A 12987-nucleotide genomic window follows, 5' to 3' on the forward strand; every position below is an offset into this window, starting at 1 on the left:
GTTCGGACCACCTGCTTCGACAGGCCTTCGCGGTGGCGCGGCCCCGATGTCAGGCGGACGCTTCAGCCGGCTCTGACATCGTCACCCTGTTCTTGACGCTGGGGCGCTCCTGCATCCGGGCGTACCAGGCGCGAAGAGCCTCGCACTCCGCGGGCACCGGCAGCTTCAGGAGGTCCGCAAAGATCAAGCCGCCGATGACCGCAATGTCGGCCATCGAGAAGGCCTCGCCGGCGACGAATGGCTGCTGTCTCAGAATGCCGTCGAAGTAATGCATGCCTCTGAAGGCCTTGTCGCGCTGACGCAAGCCCCACTCGGCGTTCTGATAGATCTCGACCTCGGGCCCAAGCCCGGGGGTTGCGTGATGAAAGTACACGCTGATCGCATCGAGCAGCTCCAGCTCGGCGCGCTTGTTCATCATGTGGATCACGCCCTTCTCGCGCGGCGTCCTGCCGGTGAGCACGGGCGCGCCGTCGAGCGCGTCGAGATATTCGGTGATGGCGGTGCATTCGCCGATGAAGGTGCCGTCCTCGAGCTCGAGCACCGGCAGCGTGCCGGAGTAGTTCTTGGCGAGGAACTCGGACTTCTTGTGCTCGCCCTTCCACAGGTTGACCGACACGAAGGTGACCTGCGGCCGCAGATTCTTCTCGGCGATGGCGATGCGGACGCGGGCCGGATAAGGGCCGGTGGCCCAATCATGAATCTTCATCGCTGAACCTCTTCGCATTTCTCTACCTGCCACTTGGTAGGCAACTATAGCCTTCAAAATTTGGCGGTCAAAGCCTATCTGTCAGTTGGTAGATAACGAAGCGGTGAGGCGCCGACATGAGTTCCAGCGCGCGGGAAGCCATCCTGGCGGCCGCCAAACGCACCGCACAGGCGCACGGCTATGGCGGCCTGAACTTCCGCGACCTCGCCGCTGAAGTCGGCATCAAGGCCGCCAGCATCCACTATCATTTCCCGAGCAAGGCCGATCTCGGCGCGGCCGTCGCGAGGCGCTACTGGGAGGATACCGCGGCGGCGCTCGAAGCCATGCTGGCCGAAACCCCGGATCCCCTGCGCTGCCTGCACCGCTATCCCGACGTCTTTCGCAAGGCGCTCGAGAACGGCAACCGCATGTGCCTGTGCAGCTTCATGGCTGCCGAGCACGACGACCTGCCGGACGCGGTGAAGCGGGAGGTGCAGGCCTTTGCGGACGTGAATGTCGCCTGGCTGAGCAAGGTTCTGTCCGCTGCGGCGCTGGGCGGTTCCGGGGAGAGCGATCGGCGCGCCCGCGCGATCTTCGCCGCCATCGCCGGTGCCCAGCTCCTGGCGCGGAGCCGGTCGGATCTCTCGCTCTACGACGCCTTGATCGACAGCTACCGCGCGGCCGGCCTGCTGCCGGCCTAACGGATGGTTCCCGCGGGATCGCCCCGATCACGCCATGAGAGTGGCGGCAAAGCACGATTGCGTGCACCATGACGGCCGATTCGAACGTCGTGGACGCCTGCGGCGCCCGTCATGGTGCCGCGGACGATTTCGGTGTCGGGGAGGACTTCATGCGTAAGCCCGAACGCAAGCTCGGCTAGCGTTGGCCGAAATGCATCATCATGCGGCTTCTCACGATCCCGTTCTGGTCGCGTTATCGATTCTGATCGCGGCCCTCGCCTCCTATACCGCGCTGGACCTGGCGACCCGAATGCGGGCTGCCTCAGGGAGGGCCCGCCGATCCTGGCTGGCAGCCGCGGCGATCGCCATGGGCGGCGGCATCTGGTCGATGCATTTCGTCGGCATGCTGGCCTTCAGCCTGCCTGGGATCGAGATCTCCTACGATTCATTCCTGACTCTGCTCTCGCTGGTCATTCCGATCGTCGTCGCCGCTGCCGCCTTTACCGTTGTCGGACGACGCCCGCAGGCGCTGCTCGCATCCGGCTTCGCGATGGGACTTGGCATCTCCGGCATGCACTATACCGGCATGGCCGCGATGCGGATGGCGGCCCTCATCCAATATGATCCCCGCTGGGTCGTGGCCTCGATCCTGATCGCGATCAGCGCCTCGATCGTGGCGCTCTGGCTCGCCTTTCGAAACACCAACGCGGTCCAGCGGCTGTTCGCGGGCCTGGTGATGGGCCTTGCGATCTCCGGCATGCACTATGCTGCAATGCAGGGCGCCATGTTCGTGCCGACGAGCACCATGGCCCGGCAGGCAGGACATCTCGGCGTCGGTCAGGCGCCGCTCGCGTTCCTGCTCGCCGGCATCACCATCATGATCCTGAGCATCGGAATCGCGGCTGCCGTCTATGACAGGGCATCGGCGGAGCGCGCCCAACGCGAGGCCGACGCACTGAGGCGCAGCGAAGAACGCTTTCGGCTGCTCGTCGAAGGTATCGTCGACCACGCGATCTTCATGCTCGATCCGGACGGGCGCGTGGGCAACTGGAATCTCGGCGCGCGCCGGCTGATGGGCTATGGCGACGACATCGTCGGGACGAGCTACGCCATTTTTCACACCGAGGAAGATTGCGCGGCCGAGGCGCCCGCGCGTGCGCTCGTTGAAGCCGAGCGGGAGGGCAAGTCCGCCATCGAAGGCTGGCGGGTGCGCAAGGACGGCAGCCGCTTCTGGGCGGAGGCAACGATCGTCGCGATCCGGAACGAAAGCGGCGCAATCGCCGGCTTTGCCAAGATCGTGCGCGACGTCAGCGAACGAAGACGGGCGCAGGAAGCGCTGGATCGCGCGCGCGAAGCACTGATGATGTCGCAGAAGATGGAGACCATCGGCCAGCTCACCGGCGGCGTGGCCCACGACTTCAACAACCTGCTGGCGGCCGTTCTCGGCAGCCTCGAGCTCTTGAAGAAGCGCCTGCCGACCGGCGATCCGAAGGTCCAGCGCCTGGTGGAGAACGCGATGCAAGGCGCGGCGCGCGGCGCCTCCCTGACCCAGCGCATGCTCGCTTTCGCGCGTAAACAGCACCTCAAGCCGGCGGTCGTCGACGTCGGCGAGCTGGTACGCGGCATGGCGTCATTGCTGAAATTCGAAGCCGGGATTGCTGTCGAGACCCGGTTCCCGATGCATCTGCCGAAGGTGAAGGTCGACGCCAACCAGCTCGAATTGGCGATCCTCAACCTCGCGGTCAACGCGCGCGATGCGATGCCGGACGGCGGCCTGATCACTATCGCCGCGCACGAGGAGCAGGGCGAAGGCGGCCCCTCGAGCAGCGGTTATGTCGTGCTCTCGGTGAGCGACACGGGCTGTGGCATGAGCGAGGAGATTCTCAAGCACGCCCAGGAGCCGTTCTTCACGACCAAGGGCGTCGGCAAAGGCACCGGGCTCGGCCTGTCGATGGTCCACGGACTTGCCGAGCAGTCCGGCGGCAGGCTCGTCCTGAAGAGCCGTCCCGGCGAGGGCACGAAGGCCGACATCTGGCTGCCGATCGCCGAGGCGACCGCGGAGCCGGACCCGCGCACGGCGGCTCCGGCCCCCGTGGCCCGGGCCAGCCGGCAGCTTTCCGTGCTCGTCGTCGACGACGACCTCCTGGTGCTCGAGAACACGGCAGCGATGCTGGAGGATCTCGGGCACATCGTGGTCGAGGCGCGCTCGGGCGATGAGGCACTGGCGTTGCTCCGCCGCACGCGCACCGTCGACCTGGTCGTGACCGACTATGCCATGCCGGGCATGACCGGCCTGCAGCTTGCCGGCGCCATCGCTGCGGAGCGCCCGGAGACGGTCATCCTCCTCAGCACGGGATACGCGGACCTCCCGAGCGACGCGCGGTCCAGCTTGCCGCGCCTGGCAAAGCCGTTCGACCAGGCCGCACTTGCGAAGGCGATCGAGGCGGCGATGGGCGAGGACGAGCCGGCCGGATCCGTGGTCGCGTTCCGGCCGAAGAGCGCATGAATGCCTGATGATGAATGGCGCGCCGTCCGGAACAAAACCACGAACTCCTACACAGTTGAAACTCCTTGTGATGTTGCAAGTGCTCACGGCGCAGCGACCCTCGCCGCCGATTTCGGCCTTAAGCACGCCTCATAACTCTGCGCGCCATGGCGGCTTCGAGATGCTAGTATCGTGAAGGCCGCAAGACCGACGCGATTGAAATACGGTCGAGACGATGGCGCGCGCAGAGACGCACTTCAAAAACAACGCCTGACCGCATTTGCGATTCGTCGGCCGGGATATGGAGGACGCTATGGCATGGCGCGACGACAAGGCCCGGGCAACTCTGATCCACGACGCGGCGGAAAGCGTGCAGCCGGGCAAGGCCCCCCGGACCTTTGCCGAGCTTCTGTTCGGCTACACCAATAGCGAGGATCTCGCCAACTACGATGCCTCCTCGCTTGCCCTCCTGGCGGAGCAGGCCTGGGAGCACGTGCAGCGGCGCACGGCCGGTCGTGCCGATATCCGCATCGTCAATCCGATGATGCCGGATGGGCGCGAGATCTCCGTGCTCGAAATCCTCAACGACAACATGCCCTTCCTGTTCGATTCCACCATGGCTGAAATCGCCGAGCAGGGCATCGAAGTCACCCTCGTCGCTCACCCCATCATCGCGGTGGAGCGCGATGACCAGGGCAAGCTGCTGCACTTCTACGGCGAAGCCCTCCCGGAGGGATCAAAGGGCGCGCGCGAAAGCCTGATTCACCTCCACATCACCCGCCTGGACGCCGACGCTGACCGCGACAGGCTGATTGACGGCCTCACCAGGACGCTCGGCGACGTGCGCGCCTGCGTCGTCGACTGGCGTGCCATGCGCGACCGGGTCGAGGACGCGATCAAGACTTTCTCGTCCAATCCGCCGCCGCTGCCGATCGACGAGGTCGCCGAGGCCAACCAGTTCCTGCAATGGCTGTGCGCGGACAATTTCACCTTTCTCGGCGTGCGCGAATATCGCTTCTCGCCCGAGAGCGACGTGTCGGATGACATCACGACCGCCGAAGGCCTCGGCATCCTCCGCGATCCCGATGCGAAGGTCCTGCGCCGCGGCAACGAAATGGTGGTGATGACGCCGGAAATTCGCGAGTTCATGCGCGAGCCGACCCTGCTGATCGTCATCAAGGCCAATGTGAGCAGCCGTGTTCATCGCCGCATCCGGATGGACTATGTCGGCATCAAGCTCTACGCGCCCGACGGCCGGCTCGAGGGCGAATTGCGTGTCGTCGGCCTGTTCACCTCGGGCGCTTATACGCGCTCGGCACGACAGATCCCCTATATCCGCCACAAGGTGACACGGGTGCTCCAGCGCGCCGGCTTCGACCCGAACAGCCATTCGGGCAAGGCCTTGATGCATATGCTCGAGGACTATCCGCGCGACGAGCTCTTCCAGGTCGACGTCGACACTCTCTTCAATTTCGTCATGGAGATCTTGATCCTGTATGAGCGCCCCCGCGTCCGGGCGCTGGCCCGGGTCGACAAGTTCGATCGCTTCGTCTCCATCCTCGTCTTCATTCCGCGCGACAAATACGACACCGACGTGCGCACGCGCGTCGGCGCCTTCCTGGCGCAGATCTACAAGGGGACGCTGTCGGCCTCCTACGTGTCCTTCCCCGAAGGAGCATTGGCGCGCGTCCACTACATCATCGGCCGCTACGAAGGTAAGACTCCCGCCGTCGAGCGCGCCACGCTGGAAGCCGGGATCAGCGCCATTGCCGCGACGTGGGCCGACAAGCTGAAGGCCGCGCTGGCTGCGTCGACCGATGGCATGCGGGCGCGCATGCTCGCCAATCGCTATGCCCAGGCCTTTACCGGCGGCTATACCGAGGTGTCCACGGCGGAACAGGCGATCGCCGATATCGCGACCATCGAAAGGCTGACCCCAGCCCGCCCGGTGACGATCTCGGTCCACCGCGACAAGGGCGAGGATGATCCCAGGCGCTTCGGCCTGAAGGTGTTTTCGGACGCGGCACCGTTGTCGCTGTCCTATCGCGTACCGGTGATTGAAAATCACGGCCTGCGCGTGGTCGACGAACGCACCTATCAGATCGTGCCCGGTAACAGGCCCGAGCCTGTCTGGCTGCACGACATGACGATCGAAACCAGCGATGGCCGGCCAATCGAGATCAGCCGGGAATTCAGCCATCGCCTGGAAGCCTCGATCATGGCAGTGGTCGGCGATCGCGCCGAATCCGACGGATACAACGCCCTGATCCTGCGCACGGCCCTGGGCTGGCGGGAAGTCTCGACCATCCGGGCGCTATCCCGCTATCTGCACCAGATCCGCGCGCCGTTCAGCCAGGACTATATGTGGCTGACTCTGCGCAAGAACGCCGCGATCACAGCCAACCTCGTCGCGCTGTTCCAGGCCCGCCGCGATCCGCGCCTCGTCCTTACCGATCGCGAGCGTTCGGCGCGCGAGACAACTCTGCTTGCCGAGATCGAGGAGCAGCTCAAATCCGTCGCCTCGCTCGATGAAGACCGCATCCTGCGCCGTTTCACCAATCTGGTGCAGTCGACCATCCGCACCAATTTGTGGCAGGTCGGCGAGGACGGACATCCGCGTCCGGTGATCTCCTTCAAGTTCGACGCGCGCAAGATCGATGACCTGCCCGCTCCGCGACCACTCTATGAGATTTTCGTCTATTCACCCCGCGTCGAAGGCATTCACCTGCGCTTCGGCAAGGTTGCGCGCGGTGGCTTGCGCTGGTCCGATCGGCCGCAGGATTTCCGCACCGAGATCCTCGGCCTGGTGAAAGCGCAGCAGGTCAAGAACGCCGTGATCGTGCCGGTCGGCGCCAAGGGCGGCTTCGTGCCCAAGCGCCTGCCGCCGCCCTCCGATCGCGAGGCGTGGCTCGCGGAGGGTACCGAAGCCTATCGCATCTTCGTTCGCTCGCTGCTCGAACTCACCGACAATCTCGACGGCGACGTCGTCGTGCCGCCCGACCTGACCGTGCGGCATGATGGCGACGATCCGTATCTGGTCGTCGCCGCCGACAAGGGCACCGCCACCTTCTCCGACGTCGCCAACGCGATTTCGGCCGAGAAGCACCATTGGCTCGGCGATGCCTTCGCCTCCGGCGGCAGCCAGGGCTACGACCACAAGAAGATGGGGATCACGGCGCGCGGCGCCTGGGAGGCGGTCAAGCGCCACTTCCGCGAGCTCGGCACCGACATTCAGACCATGCCTTTCACCGTGGTCGGCGTCGGCGACATGTCCGGCGACGTCTTCGGCAACGGCATGCTGCTCTCGCCGGCGACGAAGCTCGTCGCGGCATTCGATCACCGCGACATCTTCATCGATCCCTCGCCTGATCCGGCGAGCAGCTTCGCCGAACGCAAGCGCCTGTTCGACCTGCCGCGATCGAGCTGGCAGGACTACAACAAGACGCTGATCTCGCAGGGCGGCGGCGTGTTCTCGCGCTCGCTCAAGGCTATACCGCTCGCACCGGAAGTGCGCGCACTGCTCGATCTCGACAAGGAGCAGGCCACGCCGTTCGAGGTGATGACGGCGATCCTGAAGGCGCGCGCGGACTTGCTGTGGTTCGGCGGCATCGGCACCTACATCCGGGCGTCGGCGGAGAGCGACGATCAGGCCGGCGACCGCGCCAATGATCCGATCCGCATCACCGGGACCGAGGTTCGCGCCAGGGTGATCGGCGAAGGCGCCAATCTCGGCGTCACCCAGCGCGGCCGCATCGAAGCGGCGCAGGGGGGCGTCAAGCTCAACACCGACGCGATCGACAATTCGGCGGGCGTGAATACCTCCGACGTCGAGGTCAACATCAAGATTGCATTGGCGCGTCCCGAGCGCGAGGGACGTCTCAGCCCGGCTGACCGCAACACCCTGCTCGCCGCGATGACCGACGAAGTCGGCACGCTGGTGCTGCGCAACAACTACCTCCAGACGCTGGCACTCTCGCTTGCCGAACGCAAGGGCGTGGCCGAGACCGGCTTCCTCACCCGCCTGATGCAGTCGCTCGAGCAGCGTCACCTGCTCAGCCGCGCCGTGGAATTCCTGCCCGACGATGCAGCGATCGTCGAGCGCACGAGGCGCGGCCAGGCCCTGACACGGCCGGAGCTTGCCGTATTGCTCGCCTACGCCAAGCTGACACTCTACGAAGACCTGCTCCTCACCGGCGTGCCGGATGATCCTTATCTCGCTCGCAGACTGTCCCTGTATTTTCCGCGCGAGATCCTCGACAAATTCCCGACCGCGGTCGAACTCCATCGCCTCCGACGCGAGATCATCGCGACCAGTCTCGTCAATGCCGTGATCAACCGCGGGGGCCCGGCCTGCATCGTGCGCCTGACCGACGAGACCGACGCCGATATCTCGACCATCGTCATGGCGCAGGTGGCGGTGGACGCGATCTACGAGCTCAGGCGGCTCAATGACGCGATCGACGCGCTCGACACGCGTATCGACGGGCAGTTGCAGCTCAGCCTCTACGCGGCGATCCAGGATCTCCTGCTCTCCCGCATGGTCTGGTATGTGCGCAATGTCGATTTCAAGGACGGGCTGAGCGCGATCAACGCCCGGTTTGGCCCGGCCGTCCGCGAGATCGCAGCCTCCCTCGACGACGCCCTGCCACCGGACCTGCATGCCGCGCGCGGCAAGCGCCGGCAGGAGTTGAGCGATGCCGGCGTCCCGACCGGCCTCGCCGGCGAATTGGCGGACCTCGACGCGCTGGTCTCGGCGCCTGATATCGTGACGGTCGCCGAGCGCACCAGCCGCAGCATCCGCGATGCCACTGCGACGTTCTTTGCCACTGAGGCCAATTTCCGCCTCGACCGCATCGTCGCCGGCGCGCGCAGCGTGCCGACCAGCGATCATTTCGAACGCCTGGCCATCGACCGCGCCGTCGAACTGATCGCGGCAGCCGAAAGACGCCTGACCGCAGATATGCTGGCAACCGGCCAATCCGGTCAGCAGGCTGTAGAGACCTGGCTTGCGGCTCATCCCGAGGCGACGCGCATCCGCCGCGCGGTCGAGGAGATAGCCGCCGGTGGCCTGACGCTCGCCAAGCTCATGGTGGCCGCGAACTTGCTGGGGGATCTGGTCAAAGCCTAGAGGGAGGAATCCAATGATTCACGCCACTTGCCATACCGCCGACAATGTCCGCTGTATCGAGTTCGATGCCACACCGTGGTTCAACGAGGCTGCTGCTCCGAGCATCATCGATTTGGCCCAACGAGGATGGACCAGCACGGCGATCGCAGAGTCCCTCGAGCACCGACGAGGATACGAAGGCTTGCACGACCTCGTCGAGTATGCGGCAAAGCGGCTGCAATCGGAATCCCTGGAGGATCCAACCTGGGAAACCTTCGAGTGCGTCGTCGATGGACCTGAGGCCGTCGCCTGGCTCAAGCAGAACCGGCCCAACGTCGTGGCAAGCATCCCGTAAGCCACGGGAAGCACAGCAAAGGCCACCATTGATTGGCGGCATCGCAAACGAAGCGGAAATGGCGCACCACGGTCGATGAAGATGGGTACTATTGTTTCGCTGTGCCACTGTGCGTAGTCTGACGCTCTATCCAGCAGAGCCACGGGCGGGTGCACCGGCGCTGTCACGCGGCGCCGTTACAGTTTTCCATAGACTCGCCCGGCGACCGCCTTCAGGCGCTCAACCGAGCCGGACTCAGGATGCGGCTTGTCCGGCGCGAACAGGATCGAAGCCTGCCTGCCGTTCTTCCAGACATAGATGTTGACGGCGTTGCCGTTGCCCTTGGTGCAGGAATGCTCGCCGAACGCTTCACTGCCGAGCTCGGGTATCGCCACGTGTTGGCACGGGCCCGTGCGCTTCATCATGCTGATGACGGTGTCGCGCGAAATCGCGATCACCGCGACGGTCATGGTGTTGGCCTCGCGATCGAACATCATGCAGCTGCCCGCGCCGGTCCGCTGGACCGTCAGCGTGCCCTTGTCGAGAAAGCCGTCGGCATCCGCGGCCGTGAGCCACTCGCAATTGCCGAACCGCTCGCTGCTCTTGCTCACCTTCCCGATGGCAACGCGCGCTGCTTCGGTGATCGGTCCGAGCAGCGCATCGTCGGCACGCCGGCCGATCGGATAGACGCTGATCTGCAGGATGTAATCACCGGACAAGGCGACGACCGAGGCCTCCTGGCGCTGCGCGCCGGCGGCGCTCGTTCCGCCCTGGCCTTCGTCGCCGATCCCGGACACCGCGTTCAGCGGCATGCGCTCGCCGAGCGTCTTGACGAAGGTCGCATACAATTCCCTGGCGCGGTCCTTGTCGGGATTGCGGAACACGCTCAACATCATCGTGTCGCCGCGGCCGGCCTGGTAGATGCAGCCGCGGCCGTCCTGATTTGAAATCAGCGACCATTTGAGCGCCGGCATCGCGCTGGCGAGCTCCTGGGCGCTGATGAACGGGCAGGTTTCGGCCGCGCGCGCGGGAAGGACCGGGACGGCTGCGATTGCAAGAAACAGGACGAGGCAGGAGAACAGACGATCGATTGGACGCATGGGACAACTTACTACCGAAATGGCACGCCGCGCTCGATGAAGATGGGCACTATTCGTTCGCCGTGCACCCTATCTTGGTGGACCATGAGCGGAAATGGGCAGTCGGCCGGTGGGGTGAGATCATGCTGTTAAGCAGGAGTCTAGGGGTCCACTCATTTACCCCATCTCTATGAGAGTGATGCAAGTCACAGAATGGCAGTTGCGTTTGTCCATTCTGCGAATACTCTGGTCACATAGTGATTTGGGGTTGTGATGGGCGTACTTCGCATCTTTTCCATAATCATTTTCTTTGCCTGGCTTGGGTGTGAACCGGCGCTCGCCCAAAAGCGCGTCGCCCTCGTTATCGGCAACTCCGCCTATAAGACCGTTCCGCGGCTCGGCAACCCGATCAACGATGCAGGTCTGATCGGCAAGATGTTCCAGACTGCCGGTTTCGATGTGGTGGACGTCAAGCTCGATCTTAATACTGCCGAGATGCGCAGGGCGCTGCGCGAGTTTGGCACGAAAACGCGCGATGCCGAGATGGCCGTGGTTTACTATGCCGGCCATGGCCTCGAGGTCGACGGCAGCAACTACCTGATTCCCACGGACGCGGTTCTCGAGACCGATACCGATGTATATGACGAAGCCTTTCCTCTGGATCGGGTGTTGGTAACGATCGAACCTGCCAAGCAGCTTCGTCTCGTCATTCTGGATGCTTGTCGCGATAATCCCTTCGCCAAAACGATGAAGCGCACGCTGTCCTCGCGCGCGATTGGACGGGGGCTGGCAAAGGTTGAGCCAAACAGCGCGAACACGATGATCGCCTTTGCGGCCAAGGCTGGATCGACAGCGTCGGACGGCGACTCGAAGAACAGCCCGTTTGCTTCGGCCCTCGCCGATCATCTAACGAAGCCCGGCCTTGATCTGCGCAAGGCGTTTGGGTTTGTCCGTGACGATGTGTTGAAGAACACGAGCTTCAAGCAGGAGCCTTATGTCTATGGCTCGCTCGGTGGCAATGACGTTACGCTTGTGCCGGCCAAGCCGGTCGCAGCTGGCCCGCAGGCGAGTCCGCTGGAAACAGTCCGCAAGGATTACGAATTCTCATTGCAGCTCGGTACAAGGGATGGCTGGACTGCTTTTCTCGCGCAATATCCGGAGGGGTTTTACGCCAATTTGGCCAAAGGCCAACTGAACAAGATCGCTGCCGAGGAGGCACGCGCGGCGGCTGCAGAAAAGGCTCGGCAGGCCGACGAGGAGAAAGCCAGGTTGGTCGCAGAGCGTGCGAAGAAGGCCGATCAGGACAGGGCAGCTGCCGCAGCCAAGTCTGCCGAGGAGCACCGTCTTGCGGCGGAAAAGGCCAAGCAGATCGAGGAAGCAAAGGCAGAAGCGGCCGAGCAACGAAGGAAAGAAGCGGAGGCCGCCGTGGTCAAGGCGCTAGCCGAAAAGCAAGCGGCGGAGAAGGCGCTCGCTGACAGACTTGCGAGTGAAAAGGCTGCGGCGGAGCAGGCCGTAAAGCAGGCTGCCGATAAGAAGTCGGCTGATGAAGCCGCTCAGAAGATTGCCGCCGTCCAGCCGACGGTCTCGCAACCCAGTCTGTCGCCGCAAGAAATGGCGAAGCTCGCTCAGCTGGAGCTGCGCCGCGTCGGATGTTTGACGACTGCCGCGGATGGCGACTGGAATGCATCGTCGCGCCGTTCGCTGAGTCTGTTCAATAAGTATGCCGGTACCGAATTCGACGTGCAGGCCGTATCCATCGACACCATCGATGCGATCAAGGCTCGTGCGCCGAGGGTATGCCCGCTTGTCTGTGACCATGGTTACCGGGCAGAGGGAGACGCTTGCACGAAGATCACCTGCAAGAGCGGCCTCGAGCTGCAGGATGACGGAAACTGTGCGCGTCCCAGGAAGAACATATCTTCGAGAGCTCCGGACGAATCATCAGCGGGAAGTTCGAAGCCGCAGAGGTCTCTGCCGCCGACCGAATTTTCTCCCAATCGCCGATTGCCGGGTGAGCCGCCCGATGGATCAATTCCGACCGGCCAGCGAATCATCGTCCAAAGCAGCGCCTGCCCGCGAGGACAAGTCCTCGAACTGATCGGAGGATCACAGGCTCACGGGGTCCGTCGTCAAAAGCGATGTATCGCGACGAACTAGCGTTGCTGCAGGCACATCACCCGAGCTGCATCGTGGATTCTTCTCCAAAGCGACACGAAAGTGTCGATCGGCGGAAGTCTATGCGCAAGCCATTCGGAAACTGGCGCGCCCTTCAGAACAAAACCGAGGACTCATATATATTTGAAATTGTTATATAAATTCAAGCCGCTGGGAGGGTCGGCTCACTGAAGGCTACCTACGCCCCCCAACGGCGTATGCTCCAAGGGCGGCTCCTTGGCCGACCGCTTTGACTGGGATCCGGCCGCCTTAGCTTCTTCGGCGACCACGCCCATCTCGCCAAATCCCCAATGCTTCGCGGCCTCTCTGGCGCCACTGCGCAAGCGGAGCGGGTCGTCTACGCAAAGCGGCCGTTCGGCGGGCCCGATAAACCTCGTGACGCTCGCGCCTTCTCGAATGTCCAAAGGACGGCCGACTGGGGACGAATTGTCGCGAAACGAGC

At 63.9% G+C, this 12987-nt stretch carries 7 protein-coding genes; 5 read left to right on the forward strand and 2 right to left on the reverse strand.

The annotated features are described in order from the left end of the window. Nucleotides 1–49 precede the first annotated feature (49 nt). Nucleotides 50–706, reverse strand: a complete 657-nt coding sequence (locus tag A3M7_RS0108125) for a glutathione S-transferase (protein WP_027543487.1) — start codon at nt 704–706, stop codon at nt 50–52. 116 nt (nt 707–822) lie between these two features. Here A3M7_RS0108125 and A3M7_RS0108130 point away from each other — a divergent pair, with 116 nt between their 5' ends. The 4 genes from A3M7_RS0108130 to A3M7_RS0108150 all read left to right on the forward strand — a co-directional run bounded on the left by A3M7_RS0108130 (nt 823) and on the right by A3M7_RS0108150 (nt 9312). Beyond that, entirely contained in the window at nt 823–1386 is a 564-nt protein-coding gene (locus tag A3M7_RS0108130; protein WP_027543488.1) for a TetR/AcrR family transcriptional regulator, read from the forward strand. 190 nt (nt 1387–1576) lie between these two features. Beyond that, a complete protein-coding gene (locus A3M7_RS0108140) occupies nt 1577–3871 on the forward strand; it encodes an MHYT domain-containing protein (RefSeq protein WP_027543489.1) in 2295 nt (764 codons plus the stop codon). Nucleotides 3872–4151: 280 nt separating this feature from the next. After that, entirely contained in the window at nt 4152–8978 is a 4827-nt protein-coding gene (locus A3M7_RS0108145) for an NAD-glutamate dehydrogenase (protein WP_027543490.1), read from the forward strand. 13 nt (nt 8979–8991) lie between these two features. Next, a complete protein-coding gene (locus tag A3M7_RS0108150; protein WP_027543491.1) occupies nt 8992–9312 on the forward strand; it encodes a hypothetical protein in 321 nt (106 codons plus the stop codon). Between the two features lie 176 nt (nt 9313–9488). Here A3M7_RS0108150 and A3M7_RS0108155 read toward each other — a convergent pair whose 3' ends face one another. Next, nucleotides 9489–10391, reverse strand: coding sequence for a hypothetical protein (locus A3M7_RS0108155; protein ID WP_027543492.1), 903 nt, complete (start codon nt 10389–10391; stop codon nt 9489–9491). Nucleotides 10392–10643: 252 nt separating this feature from the next. Here A3M7_RS0108155 and A3M7_RS43795 point away from each other — a divergent pair, with 252 nt between their 5' ends. Further along, complete coding sequence (locus tag A3M7_RS43795) at nt 10644–12527, forward strand: DUF6719 family protein (RefSeq protein WP_049823256.1); 1884 nt, start codon at nt 10644–10646, stop codon at nt 12525–12527. Nucleotides 12528–12987 lie beyond the last annotated feature (460 nt).

Source organism: Bradyrhizobium sp. WSM2254, assembly GCF_000472645.1.
GTDB classification, from domain to species: domain Bacteria; phylum Pseudomonadota; class Alphaproteobacteria; order Rhizobiales; family Xanthobacteraceae; genus Bradyrhizobium; species Bradyrhizobium niftali.

Bases quoted from the DNA above. Each gene is read 5' to 3' on its own strand.
- A3M7_RS0108125 (WP_027543487.1), bottom strand. From the start codon at position 706: ATGAAGATTCATGATTGGGCCACCGGCCCTTATCCGGCCCGCGTCCGC.
- A3M7_RS0108155 (WP_027543492.1), bottom strand. From the start codon at position 10,391: ATGCGTCCAATCGATCGTCTGTTCTCCTGCCTCGTCCTGTTTCTTGCA.
- A3M7_RS43795 (WP_049823256.1), top strand. From the start codon at position 10,644: ATGGGCGTACTTCGCATCTTTTCCATAATCATTTTCTTTGCCTGGCTT.
- A3M7_RS0108145 (WP_027543490.1), top strand. From the start codon at position 4,152: ATGGAGGACGCTATGGCATGGCGCGACGACAAGGCCCGGGCAACTCTG.
- A3M7_RS0108140 (WP_027543489.1), top strand. From the start codon at position 1,577: ATGCATCATCATGCGGCTTCTCACGATCCCGTTCTGGTCGCGTTATCG.
- A3M7_RS0108130 (WP_027543488.1), top strand. From the start codon at position 823: ATGAGTTCCAGCGCGCGGGAAGCCATCCTGGCGGCCGCCAAACGCACC.
- A3M7_RS0108150 (WP_027543491.1), top strand. From the start codon at position 8,992: ATGATTCACGCCACTTGCCATACCGCCGACAATGTCCGCTGTATCGAG.